Consider the following 20801-nt stretch of genomic DNA (forward strand, 5'->3'; position numbering starts at 1 on the left):
GCCACCATCTGATCGAGCCAAGTCCCACGACGGAAAGCCACGATGACCGACTCCGCCTTCGCCTTCGACGCCACCACCGCCGGCTTCCAGACCGAGGTGCTCGAGCGCTCCCTGCAGACGCCGGTGCTGGTCGAGTTCTGGGCGGCCTGGTGCGGGCCGTGCAAGCAGCTCAAGCCGGTGCTGGAGAAGCTGGCCGCCGAGTACAACGGCGCCTTCGTGCTGGCCAAGGTCGATGTCGATGCCGAGCAGGCGCTGGCAGGGTACTTCCAGATCCGCTCGGTGCCGACCGTGATGCTGATCAAGGACGGCCAACTGGTCGACGGCTTTCCCGGCGCGCTGCCGGAAGGCCAGCTGCGCGAGTTCCTCAAGCATCACGGCATCGTCCCGGCCGGAACCGCCGAACCGGAGTCACCCGCCGCCCAGGCGCCGCGCGATCCGCAGGCGGAAATCGCCGCGCTGCGCGAGGCTCTCGCCGCCGAGCCGGACAAGGCCGAACTGCGGCTCGACCTCGCGCTCGCCCTGCTGCGGGCCGGCGAGACCGACGAGGCCGCCGCACTGCTCGACGCCCTGCCGGCCAATCTCGCCACCGACGACCGCGCCAGGGCGGCGCGCGCGCGGCTGGGTTTCGCCCAACGCCTGAAGGACGCACCCACACAGGCCGAGTTGCAGCGCCGCATCGAGGCCGACCCCGACGACCTGGAAGCCCGCTACCTGCTCGGCACGCATCTGATCGTCGACGGCGACGCCCGGGCCGGCCTCGATCACTTCCTGCACATGCTCAGGACCGACCGCGACTATGCCGACGGCCTGCCGCGCAAGGCGCTGATCGAGGCCTTCGCGGTCATCGAGGACGAGGACCTGGTCGGCGCCTACCGCCGCAAGATGGCCTCGGTGCTGTTCTGATCCTCGGCCCGCGCGATGAGCAAGGCCCGGCGCCTGCGGTGGCTGATGAACTGGTGGCCGCCGTTCCTGTTCTCCGGCATCCGGGTCGAAGCACTGGCGGAGGACTTTTCCTACGCCCGCGTCGCCCTGCACATGCGCTGGTACAACCGCAACTACGTCGGCACCCACTTCGGCGGCAGCCTGTTCGCGATGACCGATCCGTTCTGGATGCTGCTGGCGATCAATGCGCTCGGCCGCGACCATGTGGTGTGGGACGCGGCCGGCGAGATCACCTTCGTCAAACCCGGCCGCGATACCGTGCGCGCCGAGTTCCGCCTGCCGCCGGCAACGCTCGACGAGCTGCGCGCGGCCGCGGCCGACGGCGGCAAGGTGCTGCGCTGGTTCGAGACCGAGGTGACGGACAGCGCCGGCGAGGTCGTGGCCCGCGTGCGCAAGCAACTGTATGTGCGCCGCAAGCGCCGCCGCCCGGGCACGGACTGACCGCATCACCGGCGACGGCGACGCCTGTCGCCGGGATGTCACGGTGACGTATGCTGCATGCGCGCCGTCGTCACCCGGCGCAGCCCCCGAACCCTCGCGATGACCGACGCCCCGCACCCGCAGGACATTCCGGCAAGCCACCGCCCACGGCGCTGGTTCGTGCCGGCGGCGATCACCCTGGCGCTGGCCCTCGGCAGCCTGTGGCTGCTGCGTGCGCCCTCACCCACCGGGCTCGACACTTCTGCGGCCGCGGCGGTCGACAGCGCGCCGCAGCGTCCGGTCGACCAGGCGACCCTCATCGACACGCCGACCCATGGCGAGCTGGCCGACCTGCTCGCCGCCGGCCACCGCCAGCTCGCGCGCAACTCGCTCAGCCGCCCGCCGGGCGGCAACGCGATCGAGACCTTCCTGACCGCGTTCGCGCGCGAGCCGCTCGACCCCGAAGTGCAGGCCGGTCTGCGCGCCACGCTGACCCGGCTCGGCGAGCAGGTCGCCCGCTACATCCGCGAGGGCGACACCGCCGAGGCCCGCCGCCTGCACGGGCTGGCCCGCGATTTCGCGGTGCGCGCCGGCCTGACCACCGAGGACGCCTGGCGCGGCTTCAAGCAACAGGTGCGCGACAGTCTGATCGACGCACTCGCCGCCTCGGTGGCGGCCCACGACGGCAGGCGCGGCCAGCGCCTGGTCGAGCTGGCGCAGGCGCTCGACCCGGACCATCCCGACCTGCGTCCATGGCTCGAACGGGGCACACGCCTGCCGCGCCCCGGCGATGTGCTCGACGACCATGCCCTGCCCTGGGTGTTCTTCGCCCCGGCCAGCGACACGCAACCGGCACTGGCCGTGATGGCGCGCGAAATCACCCGCGGCGAGTATGCCGAGTTCGCCCGCGCCAGCGGCCGCGGGCCGGCCCGCTGCCAGGGCCGTTTCGCGCTGCTGCGCCTGTTCCAGAGCCGCGACTGGTCGGCCCCCGGCTTCGCCCAGGACGACACCCACCCGGTCGTCTGCGTCAGTCCGGAGGATGCCGAGGCCTACGCGCGATGGCTGGCCGAACGCAGCGGGCTGCGTCTGCGTCTGCCCACCGCCGCCGAGTGGCGGCGCTTCGCCGGCCCCGCGGCCGGCGATGGCGACTGCGAACGCCAGGGGCGCGGCTGCGAGGGTACCCGCCCGGCAGACGCGCTCGACGCCGGTCGTTACGGTCTGCGCGGCCTGCACGGCAACGTCGCCGAATGGCTGGCAGACTGCGCCGGCGACTGCAGCGAGCGGCTGGCGGCCGGCGCCTCCTGGCGCGATCCGGCCGGGCGCGAGCAGGCCACCGCTCCGCGTGCTGTCGCCGGCGGCCGCGGCTACGACGATGTCGGCTTCCGCCTGGTGCGCGAGCTGGGCCCGGACGAACTGCCGACGGCCAGCCCCCCACTTACGCCATAGAATCGCCAACCATGCCCCGCATCCCCCACCTGCAGCGCTATCTCATCACCGGCCTGCTGACCGTGTTCCCGGTGTGGCTGACCTGGATCGTGTTCGAGTTCGTGCTGCGCCAGCTCTCGAGGCTGGGCGCGCCGATCGTCGATGCCTTCTTCGCCGTGTTCAGCCGGCTGCTGCCGTTCTTCGGCGTCGCGCTCGACCACGAATGGCTGCGCTTCGTGCTGGCGGTGCTGCTGACCATCGCCTTCCTCTACGGCCTGGGCTGGCTGGCCAACCGCGTGGTGGGCCGCCAGCTGCTGGCGACTTTCGACAGCTTCATCAGCCGCATTCCGCTGGTGCAGACCATCTACGGCGGCACCAAGAAGCTGCTGAGCATGCTGCAGAAGAAGCCCGAGGGCACCCAGCGCGTGGTGCTGATCGACTTCCCGCACCAGGACATGAAGGTGATCGGCTTCGTCACCCGGGTGATCCGCGAGCAGGGATCGCAGCGCGAGCTGGCCGCGGTGTACGTGCCGACCACCCCCAACCCGACCTCCGGCTACCTGGAGATCGTGCCGGTGGAAAAAGTGACCCCCACCGACTGGACGATCGACCAGGCCATGGCCTTCATCATCTCCGGCGGCGCGGTCAGTCCGGACCATATCCCGTTCACGCCGCCGGCCGAGAAGGGCGAGCCGCCGACCGAGGCGGCCGACCTCAAGCCACAGCGCTGAATTCGGGATTCGTCAAAAGCCCAATCGACGGCTCTGCGCGCGCCGGCAATGGCAACGCTCGAGCCGTCTTGCCCGCGAAGGCGGGCATCCAGCGACTTTTCAAGGTATTGAATCGAGAGACACTGGACTCGGCCGCTTCGCGGCTGCGCCATCGCTGCGCCCGGTCCCGCTTGCGCGGGAATGACCAGGGTTTGATGCTCTTTCCCGGGTGCCGTGACTAAAGGCATATGGCCGCCCCGTATGGCAACGGCGAGGCTGGGAATTTCCTCGCCCCCGGAGTGATTCGATGCCGCACGCCCCCGCCTCCCGTTCGCTGCTGACCCGTTCCGTCCTCGCCCTGGCGCTCGGTGCCGCGCTCGCCGGCTGCGGCCCCAGCGGCAACGACAATCGCGGCGTCGAAACCGCCGCCGTCGGTGCGGCGCAGGCCGAGGCCCGTGCCGCCCAGCTCGAACAGCTCTACGCCGAATACTGGGAGGAGCGTCTGCAACGCAACCCGGTCCAGGCCACCTTCATCGGCGACCACCGCTACAACGACCGCCTGCCGAACTTCCTCGCCCCGGACTACATCGAGGAAAACCGCGCCCTCGCCCAGCGCTGGCTGGAACGCGCCAGGGCCATAGGCGGCGACGGCCTGGACGGGCAGGCGCGGCTGAGCTACGAGATCTTCGTGCACAACCTCGAGGGCGAGCTGGCGGGCTACCGCTTCCCGCAGCACCTGGCGCCGCTCAACCAGTTCTACAACCTGGCCGGCCAGTACGCCATGCTCGGCTCCGGCAGCAGTGCGCAGCCGTTCGTCACCGTGCAGGACTACGACCACTGGCTGGCCCGCGCCGGCAACATCCCCGCCCTGTTCGACCAGATGATCGCCAACCTGCGCGAGGGCGTGCATCGCGGCATCGTGCAGCCGCGCGTGCTGATCGAGAAGGTGATCCCGCAGCTCGACGCGCTGATCCACGACGACCCGACCCAGACCCTGTTCTGGCAGCCGATCGCCAAGCTGCCGGCCGACTTCTCCGCTGCGGACCGGGCGCGCCTGACCGAGGCCTATCGCACACTCATCGCCGACACCCTGATGCCGGCCTACCGGCGGCTGCGCGACTACGTCGCCAACGAATACCTGCCGGCCTGCCGCGACAGCGTCGGCCTGTCCGCCCTGCCCGATGGCGAGGCCTGGTACGCCTGGCGGGTGGCACAGAGCACCACCACCACGCTGACTCCGGAACAGATCCACCAGATCGGCCTGGACGAGGTCGCCCGCATCCATACCGAGATGCTGGACGTCGCCGGGCAGCTCGGCGTCGAGCGCGACCTCGCGGCCCTGTTCGCCCACGTGCAGTCGCTGCCGGAGTCGCGCTTCGCCGACGAGGACGACCTGCTGAACCAGTACCGCGCCTTCCGCGCCACCGTCGATCCGCTGCTGCCGGCCCTGTTCGACCTGATGCCCCGGGCCGACTTCGAGATCCGCCCGGTCGAAGCCTTCCGCGCGCCTTCGGCCTCGGCCGCGTCCTACCAGGCGCCGTCGCAGGACGGCCGCCGCCCAGGCATCTTCTACGTCAACACCTACGACATCCCGGCCCGCCCGCGCTATTCGCTGGAGGCGCTGTATCTGCACGAAGCCACGCCCGGCCACCATTTCCAGATCGCCCTGCAGCGCGAACTCACCGACCTGCCCGCGTTCCGCCGCTTCGGGGGCGAGACCGCCTTCTCCGAAGGCTGGGGCCTGTACGCGGAGTCGCTGGGCAAGGAGCTGGGCGTCTACCGCGACCCGCTGATGTACTTCGGCGCGCTGGAATACGAGCTGTGGCGCTCGATCCGCCTGGTGGTGGACACCGGCCTGCACGCCAAGGGCTGGAGCCGCCAGGACGTGCTCGACTACATGTACGCCAACTCGCCGGTGCAGCCGACCCGTGCCGTCTCCGAGGCCGAGCGCTTCATGGCGATCCCGGGCCAGGCGCTGGCCTACAAGATCGGCCAGCTCAAGATCCGCGAGCTGCGCGATCGCGCCGAAGCTGCGCTCGGCGAGCGCTTCGACGTGCGCGCCTTCCACCGCGAGGTGCTCAAGGACGGCTCGGTGCCGCTGAACGTGCTGGAGGCCAAGATCGAGCGCTGGATCGAAACGCAGCGCGGCTGACCACGATCTGCCGCACCGCGCCAGGCCGCCTGCAGGCGGCCTGGCGCCTTTCCGTCGGAACCGGCAGACGGGAAGCGAGCCGAAGCGACGGTAAGGCCTCGTCCTGACCTCTCCCGCACGTCGCCTGGTGCATGCCCGGGCCGGCCTGGCGGAAAACCGCGCCTGCGCCCACACGGACCCGCCGGTCGCTATCGCGACAGACCGCCTCTACACCTCGACGCTGGCGCCGGGTTGCGCCAGGCTCACCTCGCAGCCGCACGTCTCGCGCAGCTTCCGCGCCAGCGGCTCGCGGGCGCGGTCCTCGCCATGCACCAGCACCACCGGCGGACGCTCGCGGAAGCCGCCGTACCAGTGCAGCAGCTCCGGCTGGTCGGCGTGCGCCGACAAGCCGCCCACGGTGTGCACCTGCGCGTTGACGCGGATGTCCTCGCCGAACAGCCGCACCTGCGTGGCGCCGTCCACCAGCCGCCGCCCGAGCGTGCCGGCGGCCTGGTAACCGACGAAAACCACGTGGGCATTGCGGCGGCCGAGGTTCTGCCGCAGGTGGTGGCGGATGCGGCCGCCGGTGCACATGCCCGAGCCGGCGATGATGATCGCGCCGCCCTTGATGGCATTGATCTCCTGCGATTGCGCGACCTCGGCGGTCAGGCGCAGGTTGGGCAGCCGGAACGGATGCGGGTGGCTCACCCACACCCGGCTGGCGTCGGCATCGAACAGCCGGGTGTGGCGGTTGTAGACATCCAGCACCTTCACCGCCATCGGGCTGTCGAGGAAGATCCGCCAGCGCCCGAGCTGCCAGTCGTCGTAGTGCTTGGCGAACCAGTACAGGATCTCCTGCGTGCGCCCGACCGCGAAGGCGGGAATCAGCACGTTGCCGCCCTCTTCCCGCGCGCGGGCGAAGATCTCGCCCAGCTCCTGCACGGTGGCGCCGCGGTCGCGGTGCGGGCGGTCGCCATAGGTGGACTCCATCATCACCAGGTCGGCGTCGGGGATCAGTGTCGGATTGCGCAGGATCGGGATGCCGCGCAGGCCGAGATCGCCGGAGAACACCAGCTTGCGCGCCTTCATCGCCTCGCTGCCATTGCCCCACAGCTCGACGATGGCCGAGCCGAGGATGTGACCGGCATCGCTCAAGCGCACGCGCACGCCGGCGGCGATCTCGCGCACCACGTCGTACTCCAGCACGCGCACCTGCTTGAGCGTGTCGATGACGTCGCGCTGGGTATACAGCGGCCTGGCCTCGGGCTGGCCGGGCGCGCGGTGGCGGTTGGCGTAGTTGGCGTCGGCCTCGGCCAGCGCCGCCGAATCGGCCAGCATGATGCGGAGCAGGTCGGCGGTGGCCGGATGGGTCCAGATCGGGCCGCGGTAGCCGCGCTTGACCAGCAGCGGCAGACGGCCGGCATGGTCGATGTGGGCGTGGCTGAGCACGACCGCGTCGATGTCCTCGACGCGGAACGGGAACGGCTCGGCGTTGCGCCCCTCGTCCTCCTCGCGCCCCTGCACCAGCCCGCAATCGAGCAGGATCCGATGGCCGTTGGCCTCGACCAGATGGCAGGAGCCGGTCACCTCGCCGGCGGCCCCGTGGAATGTCACTCGCATCGACAGCACCTCGATTCGCCACCCTCCGCGGCAGCCACGCCGGCAGGGTAACGCGACCGGATCGGGGCGGGTTTGACCGGGATCATCGCTACAGCGCCCGGTGTACCGCCTCGCCGAAGAATGCCGTGTGATGCGCACAATCATTGAGGCGCACGACCTCGAGCGCGGCCGCCTGCGGCCCTTCGAGCAGGTTGAGCGTGGTCGGCGCCTGCCGGAACGACCACAGCCGCGCGATCGGCAGGCCGAGCACGCGGGCGAGGATCAGGCGGTTGACTGCGTCGTGTGCGACCACCAGCAGCACATCCTTCTCCGCCAGGCCCTCGCAGGCCCGCTCGAAGGCCGCCCAGCAGCGCACCATCACCTCGGCCAGCGATTCGCCGCCGGGCATCCGCACCGACTCGGGATCCTCCCGCCAGGCGCGCAGGCGCTCGGGATCGACGGCGCGGATCTCACTGGCCAGCTTGCCCTCCCAGTCGCCGTGAGCGATCTCGGCGAATCCGGCATCCAGCACCAGCAGGCCGGCGCGTGCGCCCAGCGCGATCTCCGCCGTGCGCCGCGCGCGGCTCAGCGGTGAAGCCACCGCCCGTGCGATCGGCACCTCGGCCAGCCGTTCGCCCAAGGCCCGCGCCTGGGCCTCGCCCACCGGCGACAGCGGAATGTCCCGCTGTCCCTGGTACCGTCCCTCCGCATTCCAGGCGGTTTCACCATGACGTGCGAGCAGGATGCGCATCAGACCGGCTCCATCTCGACGATACCGGGGATGGCGCGCAGGGCGACCAGTTGTGCGGCGGGAACCTCGTGGTCGACGGTGATGGCGGCGACCGCCTGGCCGTCGCCGGTAGCGCCGAGCGAGAAGTTGATGATGTTGATGCCGGCGGCGCCGAGGTGGGAGCCGACCAGGCCGATCACACCGGGGCGATCCTCGTTGCGCATCAGCAGCAAATGGGCGCGCGGGTCGAAGTCGAGCTCCACGCCGTCCAGGCGCACCACGCGCGGGCCGCGATGCAAGGTGGCCTCGATCTCGCGCACGCCCTCGCCCCCCTCCACCCGCAGCTTCAGCAGACGGTCGAAACCGTCGCCGTCGCCGCCGACGGTTTCGGCCACCTCCAGCCCGCGCAGCGCGGCTTCCTGCAGGGCATTGACCGGGGTGACGCGGCCGGAGGCCGAGCCGAGCAGCGCGGCCACCAGCAGGCGGGTGAGCGGGCGCGGATCGAGCCCTTCGGTGCGGCCGGCATAGGTCAGATGCAGGCGGGTGGGCGCCGGCACCAGCCGCACGGCGAGTTTCCCGAGTGCGCTCATCAGTGGCATCCACGGGCCGATCTCGCGCGCGGCCTCGGGCGTCAGCGGTGGCAGGTTGACGCAGCCGGCGACCGCACCGGTCTGGATGAAGTCCAGAATCTGCCGCGCCAGGATCGTGCTCACCGCCTGCTGCGCCTCGCCGGTGGAGGCGCCCAGATGCGGTGTGAGCAGCAGCTTGGGGTGACCGCGCAGCGGCGAGTCGGCCGGCAGCGGCTCGGTGGCGAAGGTGTCGAGCGCGGCGCCCGCCAGATGGCCTTCGTCCAGCACCTCCAGCAGGGCCTGCTCATCGACCAGCCCGCCACGGGCGGCGTTGATGAGATAGGCGCCGCGCTTCATCGTACGCAGCCGTGCGGCGTCGAGGAGATTGGTCGTCTCCTTCGTGCGCGGGACATGCAGGGTGACGATGTCGGCCCAGCCGAGCAGCGCGTCGAGATCCAGCAGCGGCACGCTGCCCTTGCCGGCAGCGGCCGCAGGCAGGAACGGATCGTGGGCGGCGACCTCCATGCCGATGCCGCGCGCCTTGCGCGCCACGGTGGAGCCGATCCGTCCCAGGCCGATGATGCCCAGCCGCTTGCCTTCCAGCTCGAAGCCGGTCAGGCCGTTCTTCGGCCACTGCCCGGCCTTCATGCCGGCATCGGCGCGCGGGATGTGGCGGGCCAGCGCGAACAGCAGGCTCAAGGCGTGTTCGGCGGCGGCCAGCGTGTTGCCGTCCGGCGCGTTCATCACCGCGATGCCGCGCGCGGTGGCGGCGTCGACATCGATGGTGTCGACGCCGGCGCCGGCACGGCCGATCACTTTCAGTTGCGCGGCGCCGGCCAGCGCCTCGGCCGGCACCTTCGTCGCCGAGCGCACCAGCAGCGCGTCGACGCCGTCCAACGCCTTGGCAAGCGCGGCCGGATCCTTGATGGGTTCGGATACCTCGACCGTCCAACCGGCCGAGCGGAACAGGGTCAGGCCATCCTCATGGATGCCGTCGCAGGCCAACACGCGCATGTCTCTCTCCAGAAGCGTCGGGGACCTCGCCGCGAGCGCGGCGGGAAGGGAACGCAGGGAAACAGGAGAAAGCCCGCGACGCACGCGTCGGCGTGCGCACGAGAACGCGCGAGGGGACGAACGGGACCAGACGGCAACCGGCTGCACTGCCGCAGGTCAGGAGACGGGGCTTCGCGAGCATGGGAATCCTGATCCTTGCGGCGTCCACGTTAGCAGAGCGCGGCCGGTGCGCAAGCCCCGCTTGCGACGGCGACCGCGCCGGTGCAGCGTGACGCCATGCCGCGCCTGTTCCTCGCCGTCGCCCCCGACGCTGTCGACCGCGCCGCGCTGGTCGCCCTGCGCGAGGCGCTGCGCGCGGCGCTGCCGGCCGCACCCATACTGCGCTGGACGGCCGATGCCGACCTGCATCTGACCCTGCGCTTCTTCGGCGAGGCCACCGACGCCCAGCGCCGGGAGATCGAACGGCTCGCCGCGCGCACCGCCCCGCATCACGCGGCAATGCGAACCGCCCTGCAGCGTATCGAGTACTGGCCACCGGCGGCACCGCGGGTGCTCGTCGCCGCCTTCGCCGACGAGCCGGCGCTGGCCGCGCTGGCCGCTGACCTGGAGGCCGGGGCGCGCGCACTCGGCTTTCCCGCCGAAACCCAGCGCTTCCGGCCGCACGTGACCCTGGCCCGCGCCCCGGGCAAGCCGTTGGCGCGCGCGCCGGTCGCCCTGCCGCCCCTGAGCCTGGCCGTCAGCGCGCTCACCCTGTACGGCCCGGCCCGTTGTCGCACTGCGTGCAACTACGCCACACTCGGCACATGGCCGCTTGCGCCGCGACCTGGGTGATTCCCCCCATTGCCCGCCGCGGGACAGCAACGGACCATGCCGCCAACACGCCGGCAGGTCGGTCGTGCGCGGCCTTGCCAACGAACGGCATGGCGCCAAGGGCGGAGCCATCAGGGGCGGATCGATGCTGGAACGACTGCGGGGCGACTTCCATCTGGCGATCATCACGCTGTTCGGACTGATCGCGATCGTCGGCATCACGCCATTCGGCATCTACCGCTTTGCGCAGGGGCGCTGGCTTGTCGGAGCCATCGACACGGCCCTGGTCGTCACGATCATCGCCGCGATGATCTTCGTCTGGCGGACCGGCCGCACCCGCCTGGCCGGCACCGCGATCGCCGTGATCATCACCGCCGGCGGCGCGCTGATCGCCCAGCTGCTCGACGACGTCGGCGTGATGTGGGTCTATACCGTGCTGCTCAGCACCTTCCTGCTGACCAGCCAGCGGCTGGCTTTCGCCGCCAACGTGACGCTGATCGCGGCCCTGCTGCTGCACCGGGAGCTGTTCGCCAATGCCGGTGAGCGCTGGTCGTTCCTGACCACATCGGCGCTCGTGAGCCTGTTCGCCTTCATCTTCGCCCACCGGGCCGAGAGCCAGCGCCGGCAACTGGAGGCCCTCGCCACCCACGACCCGCTCACCGGCCTGCCCAACCGGCGCCTGATGGAGATCGAACTGGCCGAGGCACAACGCCGCCGCCGTACACAGGCCCGGCCGGCGGCGCTGCTCGTGCTCGACCTGGACCACTTCAAGCGCGTCAACGACCGCCTGGGTCACGACGCCGGCGACCAGGTGCTGCGGGACTTCGCCGGGCTGATGCAATCGGTGCTGCGCAAACGCGACCGGCTGTTCCGCTACGGCGGCGAGGAGTTCGTGCTGCTGTTGCCGGGCACCGACAATGAAGGCCTGCGCGCCACGTCACAGAAGCTGCTGCGCTGCGTGCGGGACAGCCTGCGCTGCGCAGCTGGGCCGGTGACGGTATCGATGGGCGGTGCCAACCTGCTGGCCGACGAGCCGTGGGCGGACTGTCTGGCCCGGCCGATGCCGCCATGTATCTCGCCAAACAGCAGGGGCGCGACCGCTGCGTGATCGCGGCCGACGCATTGCTCGACGAGACGGCGCGTCGACGCGCCCACGAAACCGTCTGAACGCGATCGCGGCCGCTCCGCGCGAGCCCGGGCAAGATTCGCGCGCGACCGGCCCCGCGAACGGGGCTGGTTGGCGTGACTTGCGCCACTTACCGGCAGCCGCCGACCGGTCCATCATCGCTGGTTACCGCGTGACTGCGCGGACAGCCCCCACCCATCGGCACAGGAATCACTCCGTGAACATCCGCTCGCTCAGCCCCCTCGCCCTGGCCGTCGCCCTCGCCCTGGCCGGCTGCTCCCCCGCCGCCGACAACCAGCAGGCTACGACGCCTGCCCGACCGGCCATCGACCTGTCCGCGCTCAAGACGCCGGTCAGCGTGCTCAAGGCGAGCGACCTGGATCCGTCCGTGCCGGCCTGTCAGGACCTCAACACGCACGTCAACGGCAAGTGGCTGGCCGCCAATCCGGTGCCGGCCGACCGCAGCACCTGGGGCAGCTTCGAGTTGCTGGCCGAACGCTCGCTGGAGATCCAGCGCGCCCTGGTCGAGCACGCCGCCGCCACCGGCGAAGGCGGCATCGAGCGGATGATCGGCGACCTGTGGGCCACCGGCATGGACGAGGCCGCGATCAACGCTGCCGGCATCGCGCCGATCCAGCCGATGCTCGACGCCATCGCCGCGCTGTCCACGCCGGAGCAAGTCGCCGCCCACATCCGCGACGGCTTCGCCCAGGGTCAGGGCTTCCTGTTCGGCTTCGGCCCGGAGTCGGACTTCAGGAACCCGACCATGACCATCGCCTACGCCAGCCAGGGCGGCCTGGGCCTGCCCGATCGCGGCTACTACCTGGAAGACCGCGCCGACTACATCAAGGCGCGCGAGGCCTACCTCGCCCATATCGCCAGGGTGCTGGAACTGTCCGGCATCGAGGCCGACGCGGCCGCAGCGCAAGCGCAGCAGGTGATGGCTTTCGAGACCCGACTGGCCCGGGTATCGAAATCGAGCGAGGAGCTCTCCCGCGACGTCTCGCTCTACTACAACCCGGTCAGCCTCGCCGACGCCGACGCGTTGACCCCGAATTTCCCGTGGTCGGCGTTCTTCCAGGCGCAGGGCATCGCCGCACCGGCGATGTTCTCGCTGGCCACGCCCGACTTCCACAAGGAAGTCAGCGCCATGCTCGCCGACACGCCGGTCGAGGTGTGGCAGGCCTACCTGCGCTTCCACACCGTCGACAACGCCGCGCCGTTCCTCTCCGACGCCTTCGCCGAAGAAAACTTCAACTTCTACGGCAAGACCCTGCGCGGCCAGCAGCAGATGCAGCCGCGCTGGAAACGCGTGCTCAACGCCATCAACGCCCAGGCCGGCGAGGCGCTGGGCCAGCTCTACGTCGAGGTGGCCTTCCCGCCGGAGTCGAAGGCGAAGATGGAGAAGTTGGTCGACAACCTCAGCCAGGCGCTGAAGGCGCGACTGGAAAACCTCGAGTGGATGGGCGAGGAGACCCGCGCCAAGGCGCTGGAGAAATGGGCCGGTTTCACGCCCAAGATCGGCTACCCGGACACCTGGCGCGACTGGTCCGGTCTTGAAACCTCGCGCGCGGCCTACGTCACCAACCTGATGGCGGCCAACGCCTTCAACTGGAAGTACCAGCTCGCCAAGATCGGCCAGCCGGTCGACCCGAGCGAGTGGCAGATGAGCCCACAGACCGTCAACGCCTACTACCACCCACTGCGCAACGAGATCGTCTTCCCCGCCGCGATCCTGCAGCCGCCGTTCTTCGACCCCGAGGCCGACGACGCCCTCAACTACGGCGGCATCGGCGCGGTGATCGGCCACGAGATGATCCACGGCTACGACGACCAGGGTAGCCGCTTCGACGCCAAGGGCAACTTCGCCAACTGGTGGACCGACAAGGACCGCCAGGGCTTTGAGGAACGCACCGCCCGGCTGATCGAGCAGTTCGACGGCTACGAGTCGATCGACGGCATCCACGTCAACGGCCGGCTCACGCTGGGCGAGAACATCGCCGACCTCGGCGGCCTGTCGGTCGCCTACGACGCGATGCGCCGAGCCCAGGGCGAGCGCTTCAACGACCCGATGGTCGAAGGCTTCACCCAGGACCAGCGCTTCTTCATGAACTGGGCCACCGTCTGGCGCCGCAACTTCAAGGACGAGGAACTCAAGGTCCGCCTGACCACCGACCCGCACGCCCCGGCGCCGTTCCGCGCCATCGGCGCGCCGTCGAACATGCCGGCCTTCGCCGCGGCCTTCGGCTGTGAAAGCGGCGACCCGATGGTGCGCGAGGGCGATGCGCGCGTGGTGATCTGGTAAGCCCCCCGCGACCCCGCGACACGACGGCCCGGGCGCCCCCCGGGCCGTCCGTTTTTTCGGGCCGCGCCCGGCCCGGCCATGCCGGCACCCCATGACTTTCGACACATATCCCCACCCCGGACAGCACCTAGGGTGTGGGGCCTTCCATCACTCTTGCTGCGGCGCCCGGCGCCGAGGAGAACCTGCAATGAAGCATCGCGTGCGTGCCGCCCTTTCCGTCGCCATCCTCGTCGCCCTCGCCGGCTGCTCGTCCGGCGAACAGGCCGCCGCCCCGGGCGCCACGCCCGGGATCGACCTGTCGGCCATCACCGCGCCGGTGAACCGGCTGCAGGCAGCCGACCTGGATCCGTCGGTGCCGGCCTGCCGCGACTTCAACGCCCATGTCAACGGCAAGTGGCTGGCCGCCAATCCGGTGCCGGCCGACCGCACCACCTGGGGCAGCTTCGAACTGCTGGGCGAGCGCTCGCTGCAGATCCAGCACGCGATCGCCAAGGCGGCGATGACCGGCGATGCCCCGGCCGGCACGGTCGAGCGCAAGGTCGGCGACTTCTTCGCCGCCGGCATGGACGAGGCGGCGATCGAGGCGGCCGGGGTGGCGCCGATCGCGCCGATCCTGGCGCAGATCGATGCGCTGGCCTCGGGCGAGGACATCGCCGCCTTCCTGCGCCAGGCCTATGCACAGGGCCGCGGCATGTTGTTCGGCTTCGGCGCCAACGCCGACTTCAAGAACTCCGAGATGGTGATCGCCTATGCCGGCCAGGGCGGGCTGTCGCTGCCCGAGCGCGCCTACTACCTGGAGGACCGCGAGGACTATCAACGCATCCGCGCGGCTTTCGTGGAGCATGTGGCGAAGACGCTGGAACTGGCCGGCGTCGATCCCGAGTCCGCCGCCGCCCAGGCACGACAGGTGCTGGCCTTCGAAACCCGCCTGGCGCAGGCCTCGCTGCCACGGGTGGAACTGCGCGATCCGGCCAAGCGCTACAACCCGGTTTCGCTCGCCGAAGCCGACGCGCTGACCCCGAACTTCTCCTGGACCGCCTTCTTCGACGCCATCGGTGTGGCACAGCCGGAGATGTTCTCGCTGGCCATGCCCGGTTTCTTCCAGGAGATCAACGCCATGCTGGCCGACACCCCGGCGGCCGACTGGCAGGCCTACCTGCGCTTCAGGACCATCGACGCCGCCGCACCCTATCTCACCGCCGCGCTGGAGGCGCAGAACTTCGCCTTCTACGGCCGGACCCTGCGCGGCCAGCAGCAGATGCAGGAGCGCTGGAAGCGCGTGCTGAACAGCCTCAACGGCGCGATGGGCGAGGCGCTCGGCCAGCTCTACGTGCAGGTCGCCTTCCCGCCCGAATCCAAGGCGAAGATGGAAAAGCTGGTCGGCAACCTGAGCGAGGCGCTCAGGCACCGGCTCGAGAACCTGGAATGGATGGGCGAGGAGACGAAGGCCAAGGCGCTGGAGAAGTGGAGCACCTTCACGCCCAAGATCGGTTACCCGGAGCAGTGGCGCGACTGGAGCGGCCTGCAGGTGTCGGCCGACAGCTACGCCGGCAACGCCCTGGCCGCCGCCGCCTTCAATTACCGCTACATGCTCGACAAGATCGGCAAGCCGGTGGACCGCAAGGAGTGGTTCATGTCGCCGCAGACGGTCAACGCCTACTACAACTCCACCCGCAACGAGATCGTCTTCCCGGCCGCGATCCTGCAGCCGCCGTTCTTCGACCCCGAGGCCGACGACGCCCTCAACTACGGCGGCATCGGCGCGGTGATCGGCCACGAAATGATCCACGGCTACGACGACCAGGGCAGCAAATTCGACGCCGCCGGCAACTTCGAGAACTGGTGGACCGACGAGGACCGCGCCGCCTTCGAGTCCCGCACCGCGATCCTGGTCGAGCAGTTCAACGGCTACGAGGCCCTGCCCGGTCTGTTCGTCAACGGCCGGCTGACGCTGGGCGAGAACATCGCCGACCTCGGCGGCCTCACCGTCGCCTACGACGCGATGCGGCGCGCCCAGGGCGAAGGCTTCGTCGACCCGATGATCGAAGGCTTCACCCAGAGCCAGCGCTTCTTCATGAACTGGGCCACCGTGTGGCGGCGCAACTTCACCGAGGCCGAGCTGAAGGTGCGGTTGAACACCGACTCGCACGCCCCGGCGAACTTCCGCGCCATCGGCGCGCCGTCGAACATGCCGGCCTTCGCCGAAGCCTTCGGCTGCGAAAGCGGTGACCCGATGGTGCGCGAGGGCGATGCGCGCGTGGTGATCTGGTAAGCCTCGGCGGCATCGCCGGCACTGCCGCAACAAGCTTCTCTCCGGAGGGGCTTGTTGCGGCTCTGGACGCGGCCCGAAGCGGCCAGTGGTGGCCCGCAGGACGACCGGACCTCATGCCAGACCGGGAACGGAAAAGGGCCCGCCGTTGCCGGCGGGCCCTTTTTCGCTTAATGGCGCGCCCGGAGAGATTCGAACTCCCGACCACCAAGTTCGTAGCCTGGTGCTCTATCCAGCTGAGCTACGGGCGCGAAGGAGCGAAATTATGGGGCATGAATCCGAACCCGTCAACGCCCCATGGGAGATTTTCCGCGGCTGCGCGCAGTGCATCCGTATCCGTCACGGCGACCGCCTCAGCCGGCACGACGCCCGCCGCAGGAGCGCGACGCGAGCTGCGAACGGAATGCCATGCCCGCACCGCAGCGCAGATGCTGCGTCGACTGCCGACTGCGTCTTCCGCCGCTCCGACGGAAGCGACGGATCGTGCCTGCAACCGGATACCGGATACCGCAAACAAGCACACCTGAGCCGCGGTGGGCAGTCCGCGGCGGAGCACTGGGGAATATGGAGACCTGCGCGAGGACATCGCGCGCCGCGCGCCGCAGCTCCGCCAGACACGACGAAGGCCCCATCAGGGGCCTTCGTCGTGTCTGGCGGAGAGAGAGGGATTCGAACCCTCGATAGAGCTTTTGACCCTATACTCCCTTAGCAGGGGAGCCCCTTCGGCCTCTCGGGCATCTCTCCGGGAAATCGTCTGGTCGCGCCCGCGACGCGACGGGCGCAAAGGATACCGGTTCAGCCTTTCGGCGGCAAACCGGACCCGCCTTGGCCGCCTTGCGACTCCTCGTCGCGGTGGATGCGCTGATAGATCTCTTCGCGATGAACGGCGACGTCCTTCGGCGCGGTGATGCCGATACGCACCTGGTTGCCCTTGACGCCGAGCACCGTGACGGTGACCGAGTCGCCGATCATGAGGGTTTCGCCTACCCGGCGGGTGAGAATAAGCATTGCGTGGTCTCCTTGCCCGGTACTTCCGTGCGCCGGGTCCGCGACCGACCGCGACAGCGGCACAGCCCGCGGCGCTCCTTCATCCCCGCCCGGCGGGCGGCGACCGCATGGTAACGAAGCGATCACCGCCTGCGCAATCGTCGCGAATCACTGCAGCCGCCGGGCCACCCAGTCGCGGACGCCTTCCAGCGCCTTGACCAGCGCCGGACCGTCCTCGCCACCACCCTGGGCCATGTCGGGACGGCCGCCGCCCTTGCCCCCGATCTGACCGGCGACATGGGACAGGAGTTCGCCGGCCTTGACCTTGCCCAGTGCGGCGCCGTTCACGCCCGCCACCAGCGCGGCCTTGCCTCCGCTGGCGGCCGCCAGCAGGACCACCGTGTCGCCGAGCTTGTGCTTGAGCTGGTCGACCGCCTCGCGCAGCGCCTTGGGATCCAGACCTTCCAGGCGCGCGGCCACCACCTTCACGCCGTCGATATCGGCGGCGGTGGCGGCGAGGTCCGCGGTCGTGCCGGCAGCCGCCCTGGCCTTGAGCGACTCCAGCTCGCGCTCGAGTTTCTTCTGCCGCTCGAACAGCTGGCGCAGCTTGTCGACCACATCGGCGCCGCTGCCGCCCAGCAGGGCCGCCACCTGGTCCAGCCGGCGCTCCTGCTCGGCGATGTAGTCGAGCGCGCCCTGCCCGGTCACCGCCTCGATGCGGCGCACGCCGGCGGCGACGCCGCTTTCGGAGACGATCTTGAACAGGCCGATGTCGCCGGTACGCGACACGTGGGTGCCGCCGCACAGCTCGGTGGAGAACTCGCCCATGCGCAGCACGCGCACACGCTCGCCGTATTTCTCGCCGAACAGGGCCATGGCGCCGAAGTCCAGCGCCTCCTGCATGCCCATGTGGTGCACTTCGGCCTCGCTGTTGCGGCGGATCTGCGCATTGACCAGCGCCTCGATCTCGGCCAGCTGCGCCGGAGACACCGCCTGGAAATGCGAGAAGTCGAAGCGCAGCCGGTCGGGCGCCACCAGCGAGCCCTTCTGCTGCACGTGCTCGCCGAGCACCCGGCGCAGCGCGGCGTGCAGCAGGTGGGTGGCCGAGTGGTTGAGCACGATGGCGGCGCGGCGGTCGCCGTCCACATGCGCGGCCAGCGAATCACCGAGGCGGATCGTGCCGCTGACGACGCGGCCGACATGGCCGTGGAATACCGCCGAGAATTTCTGCGTGTCGGCGACCTCGAAGCGCACGCCCTGTGCTTCGAGCACGCCGGTGTCGCCGACCTGACCGCCGGACTCGGCGTAGAACGGCGTGTGGTGCAGGATCACCACGCCCTCCTCGCCGGCATCGAGCTGCTCGACCGGCCTGCCGTCCTTCACCAGCGCGACCACGCGGCAGTCGTCCGCGCTCAGCGCCTGGTAACCGAGGAACTCGGTCGGCGCCAGCCGGACCACCCACTCGGCCGGCAACGCATTGGCGCCGGCGAACTTGCTGGCGGCGCGGGCACGCTCGCGCTGCTGTTCCATCAACGCCTCGTACTGCGCCATCGCGCCGTCGGCCAGCGCGGCGTGTTTCTCGCGCAGGATGTCGACGATCAGGTCGGGCGGGCAGCCATAGGTGTCGTGGAGCTGGAACAGCGCCTCGCCGTCGAGACTGCCCTGCCCTTTCTGCAAGTAGCCTTCCAGCCGCTGCATGCCGGCATCGAGCGTCTGCGCGAACGCGGCCTCCTCGGCGCGCAGCGCCTGCTCCACCATCGCCTGCTTCGCGCGCAACTCGGGATAGGCCTCGCCCATCTGCGCGACCAGCGGCGCGACCATCTTCCAGAAGGCGCCATCGGCAGACAACGCACCCAGCTTCCAGACGTGGCGCACGGCGCGTCGAATGATCCGGCGCAGCACGTAGCCGCGTCCCTCGTTGCTGGGCAGCACGCCATCGACGATCAGGAAGCTGCAGGCGCGGATGTGGTCGGCGATCACGCGCAGCGACTTGTTGTCCAGATCCTGCGTGCCGGCGAGTTCGGCGGCGGCGCGGATCAACGCCTGGAACAGGTCGATCTCGTAATTGGAATGCACGTGCTGCAGCACGGCGGCGATGCGCTCCAGGCCCATGCCGGTATCGACGCACGGTGCCGGCAGTGGCACCAACGTGCCGTCCGGCTGGCGGTCGAACTGCATGAACACCAGGTTCCAGATCTCGATGAAGCGGTCGCCGTCCTCGTCCGGCGAGCCCGGCGGGCCGCCCGGGATGTGCGCGCCGTGGTCGTAGAAGATCTCGCTGCACGGACCGCAGGGGCCGGTGTCGGCCATCTGCCAGAAATTGTCGGAGGCGTAGGGTGCGCCCTTGTTGTCGCCGATGCGGACGATGCGCTCGGCCGGCACGCCGATCACGTCCTTCCAGATGCCGTAGGCCTCGTCGTCGGTGTGGTAGACGGTGACCAGCAGGCGTTCGGCCGGCAGGCCCCAGACGCCGGTGAGCAGCTCCCAGGCATAGGCGATCGCGTCGCGCTTGAAGTAATCGCCGAAGCTGAAGTTGCCCAGCATCTCGAAGAAGGTGTGATGACGCGCGGTGTAACCGACCTGGTCTAGGTCGTTGTGCTTGCCGCCGGCGCGCACGCAGCGCTGCGAGGACACGGCGCGCTTGTAGCTGCGCTTCTCGGCGCCGAGGAACACGTCCTTGAACTGCACCATGCCGGCGTTGGTGAACAGCAGCGTCGGGTCGTTGCCCGGCACGAGCGGGCTGGAGGGCACCACTTCGTGGCCCTTGGCACGGAAAAACTCGAGGAAATCCCGGCGGATTTCGTTGGTGGTCTTCATGCGGGTCGGCTGGGTCTGGAATACGGGGCGGCCGGTGCCGCCGCCGCCCTCAAGATGAGGCCGGAAACCCGGGCAGGCAACCACGAACCGCGAAAGCCGTTAAGGGTAGCAGGGACGCGGAGCCGGCGCTGCCATGGGCCCTGCCACGGGGCGGCGATGAGCAGGGCGCGGCGCGCTGGGGGCGCGGTCATGGCCGCTCCCATACCCGGACACATGGCCGCTCACACGGCCAGTGGCCCGGATGGAGCGAAGCGGAGCCCGGGACGAACACCGCGAACCCGCCCCGGATTCCGGCGCTGCGCGCCCGCACCCGGGCTATGGCTACTGCACGGTCGCAGAAGCTCCTGCTCGGCGCTGGGAGCCGCCATGGCGGCGATGGGCAGGCCGCGGCGCATTGGATCGCGGCCATGGCCGCTGCCACATGGCGATACGGCTCCCGTCATGTGCACGACTACAGATCGGTGTCGGCATCGAAGCGGATGGCGGCGCGGACGCTGTCGTGGTCGAAGCCGCGACGGAACAGGAACTCGGCGGCCTTGCGGCGCTTGGCCGGGTCGGCCAGTTCGGCCGCGCTGTAACGGCGGGCGATGGCCTGGCGGGCGTTCTCGGCCCAGTCGGCCTCGCAGGCGGCCAGGGCAGCCTCGATCTGCTCTCCCGTCAGGCCATGCGTGCCCAGCTCGGCGCGGATCCGCAGCGGCCCATGGCCGGCGGCGGCGCGGCTGCGGGCCAGGCTTTCGGCGAAGCGGCCGTCGTCCTGCCAGCCCTGCCCGGCCAGCCGCTCGACCGCGGCCTCGGCCTCGTCGGCCTCGACGCCGCGGGCGGTCAGTTTGCGCTTGAGTTCACGGCGGGAGTGCTCACGCCGTACCAGCAGGCCGGCGGCCCGCTGATAGGCGCTCGGGGGCGGCCGTCGGCCGCGACGGCTGCGCTGACCGTCGTCCCGGTCCAAC

General features: G+C 70.2%; 15 protein-coding genes and 2 tRNA genes. 9 read left to right on the forward strand and 8 right to left on the reverse strand.

Translation table 11 applies throughout. The features are described 5' to 3' along the window. Positions 1-42: 42 nt before the first annotated feature. The 5 genes from trxA (at position 43) to HNQ58_RS08130 (ending at position 5649) form a co-directional block, all read left to right on the forward strand. Positions 43-903, forward strand: coding sequence for a thioredoxin (gene trxA / locus HNQ58_RS08110; RefSeq protein ID WP_183948404.1), 861 nt, complete (start codon positions 43-45; stop codon positions 901-903). A gap of 15 nt (positions 904-918) precedes the next feature. Continuing rightward, positions 919-1383, forward strand: a complete 465-nt coding sequence (locus HNQ58_RS08115) for a DUF4442 domain-containing protein (RefSeq protein ID WP_183948405.1) — start codon at positions 919-921, stop codon at positions 1381-1383. A 99-nt stretch (positions 1384-1482) separates the two neighbouring features. Continuing rightward, on the forward strand, positions 1483-2808 hold the full coding sequence (locus HNQ58_RS08120; protein ID WP_183948406.1) for a formylglycine-generating enzyme family protein: 1326 nt from the start codon (positions 1483-1485) through the stop codon (positions 2806-2808). 11 nt (positions 2809-2819) lie between these two features. Beyond that, entirely contained in the window at positions 2820-3518 is a 699-nt protein-coding gene (locus HNQ58_RS08125) for a DUF502 domain-containing protein (RefSeq protein WP_183948407.1), read from the forward strand. Positions 3519-3804: 286 nt separating this feature from the next. Next, positions 3805-5649, forward strand: coding sequence for a DUF885 domain-containing protein (locus HNQ58_RS08130; protein WP_221301218.1), 1845 nt, complete (start codon positions 3805-3807; stop codon positions 5647-5649). Positions 5650-5856: 207 nt separating this feature from the next. Here HNQ58_RS08130 and HNQ58_RS08135 read toward each other — a convergent pair whose 3' ends face one another. From HNQ58_RS08135 to serA, 3 genes are all read right to left on the reverse strand, one after another. Further along, positions 5857-7248, reverse strand: coding sequence for an MBL fold metallo-hydrolase RNA specificity domain-containing protein (locus HNQ58_RS08135; RefSeq protein WP_183948408.1), 1392 nt, complete (start codon positions 7246-7248; stop codon positions 5857-5859). 88 nt (positions 7249-7336) lie between these two features. Continuing rightward, positions 7337-7978 (reverse strand): histidine phosphatase family protein, encoded by a 642-nt coding sequence (locus HNQ58_RS08140; RefSeq protein ID WP_183948409.1) that lies wholly within the window; start codon positions 7976-7978, stop codon positions 7337-7339. Beyond that, complete coding sequence (gene serA / locus HNQ58_RS08145; RefSeq protein ID WP_183948410.1) at positions 7978-9540, reverse strand: phosphoglycerate dehydrogenase; 1563 nt, start codon at positions 9538-9540, stop codon at positions 7978-7980. Before serA ends, HNQ58_RS08140 begins: the two co-directional genes overlap by 1 nt. 261 nt (positions 9541-9801) lie before the next feature. On the opposite strand from serA, the gene thpR reads away from it, so the two are divergent. The 4 genes from thpR to HNQ58_RS08165 all read left to right on the forward strand — a co-directional run bounded on the left by thpR (position 9802) and on the right by HNQ58_RS08165 (position 16053). Further along, positions 9802-10371: an RNA 2',3'-cyclic phosphodiesterase gene (gene thpR / locus HNQ58_RS08150; RefSeq protein WP_183948411.1), complete on the forward strand. Its 570-nt coding sequence runs from the start codon at positions 9802-9804 to the stop codon at positions 10369-10371. A gap of 124 nt (positions 10372-10495) precedes the next feature. Further along, positions 10496-11458, forward strand: a complete 963-nt coding sequence (locus HNQ58_RS08155) for a GGDEF domain-containing protein (protein ID WP_221301219.1) — start codon at positions 10496-10498, stop codon at positions 11456-11458. Between the two features lie 235 nt (positions 11459-11693). Beyond that, positions 11694-13781: a M13-type metalloendopeptidase gene (locus HNQ58_RS08160; RefSeq protein ID WP_183948413.1), complete on the forward strand. Its 2088-nt coding sequence runs from the start codon at positions 11694-11696 to the stop codon at positions 13779-13781. A 187-nt stretch (positions 13782-13968) separates the two neighbouring features. Then, positions 13969-16053 (forward strand): M13 family metallopeptidase, encoded by a 2085-nt coding sequence (locus tag HNQ58_RS08165; protein WP_183948414.1) that lies wholly within the window; start codon positions 13969-13971, stop codon positions 16051-16053. A 171-nt stretch (positions 16054-16224) separates the two neighbouring features. Here HNQ58_RS08165 and HNQ58_RS08170 read toward each other — a convergent pair. The 5 genes from HNQ58_RS08170 to HNQ58_RS08190 form a co-directional block, all read right to left on the reverse strand. Further along, a tRNA-Arg gene (locus tag HNQ58_RS08170) sits at positions 16225-16301 on the reverse strand. 400 nt (positions 16302-16701) lie between these two features. Then, positions 16702-16794 (reverse strand) — tRNA-Ser (locus HNQ58_RS08175). A gap of 51 nt (positions 16795-16845) precedes the next feature. Beyond that, positions 16846-17058, reverse strand: coding sequence for a carbon storage regulator CsrA (gene csrA / locus HNQ58_RS08180; protein ID WP_183948415.1), 213 nt, complete (start codon positions 17056-17058; stop codon positions 16846-16848). Between the two features lie 147 nt (positions 17059-17205). Further along, positions 17206-19854 carry an alanine--tRNA ligase gene (gene alaS, locus HNQ58_RS08185; protein ID WP_183948416.1) on the reverse strand — a complete coding sequence of 883 codons (2649 nt, stop codon included), beginning with the start codon at positions 19852-19854 and terminating at the stop codon, positions 17206-17208. A 451-nt stretch (positions 19855-20305) separates the two neighbouring features. Beyond that, positions 20306-20800: a regulatory protein RecX gene (locus HNQ58_RS08190; protein ID WP_183948417.1), complete on the reverse strand. Its 495-nt coding sequence runs from the start codon at positions 20798-20800 to the stop codon at positions 20306-20308. Position 20801: the final 1 nt, after the last annotated feature.

The sequence above is a fragment of the Rehaibacterium terrae genome (genome assembly GCF_014202935.1).
GTDB lineage: Bacteria > Pseudomonadota > Gammaproteobacteria > Xanthomonadales > Xanthomonadaceae > Rehaibacterium > Rehaibacterium terrae.

Excerpts from the sequence above, each read along its gene's own strand:
- trxA (WP_183948404.1), top strand. The coding sequence starts at position 43 with ATGACCGACTCCGCCTTCGCCTTCGACGCCACCACCGCCGGCTTCCAG.
- HNQ58_RS08115 (WP_183948405.1), top strand. The coding sequence starts at position 919 with ATGAGCAAGGCCCGGCGCCTGCGGTGGCTGATGAACTGGTGGCCGCCG.
- HNQ58_RS08120 (WP_183948406.1), top strand. The coding sequence starts at position 1,483 with ATGACCGACGCCCCGCACCCGCAGGACATTCCGGCAAGCCACCGCCCA.
- HNQ58_RS08125 (WP_183948407.1), top strand. The coding sequence starts at position 2,820 with ATGCCCCGCATCCCCCACCTGCAGCGCTATCTCATCACCGGCCTGCTG.
- HNQ58_RS08130 (WP_221301218.1), top strand. The coding sequence starts at position 3,805 with ATGCCGCACGCCCCCGCCTCCCGTTCGCTGCTGACCCGTTCCGTCCTC.
- HNQ58_RS08135 (WP_183948408.1), bottom strand. The coding sequence starts at position 7,248 with ATGCGAGTGACATTCCACGGGGCCGCCGGCGAGGTGACCGGCTCCTGC.
- HNQ58_RS08140 (WP_183948409.1), bottom strand. The coding sequence starts at position 7,978 with ATGCGCATCCTGCTCGCACGTCATGGTGAAACCGCCTGGAATGCGGAG.
- serA (WP_183948410.1), bottom strand. The coding sequence starts at position 9,540 with ATGCGCGTGTTGGCCTGCGACGGCATCCATGAGGATGGCCTGACCCTG.
- HNQ58_RS08155 (WP_221301219.1), top strand. The coding sequence starts at position 10,496 with ATGCTGGAACGACTGCGGGGCGACTTCCATCTGGCGATCATCACGCTG.
- HNQ58_RS08165 (WP_183948414.1), top strand. The coding sequence starts at position 13,969 with ATGAAGCATCGCGTGCGTGCCGCCCTTTCCGTCGCCATCCTCGTCGCC.
- csrA (WP_183948415.1), bottom strand. The coding sequence starts at position 17,058 with ATGCTTATTCTCACCCGCCGGGTAGGCGAAACCCTCATGATCGGCGAC.
- alaS (WP_183948416.1), bottom strand. The coding sequence starts at position 19,854 with ATGAAGACCACCAACGAAATCCGCCGGGATTTCCTCGAGTTTTTCCGT.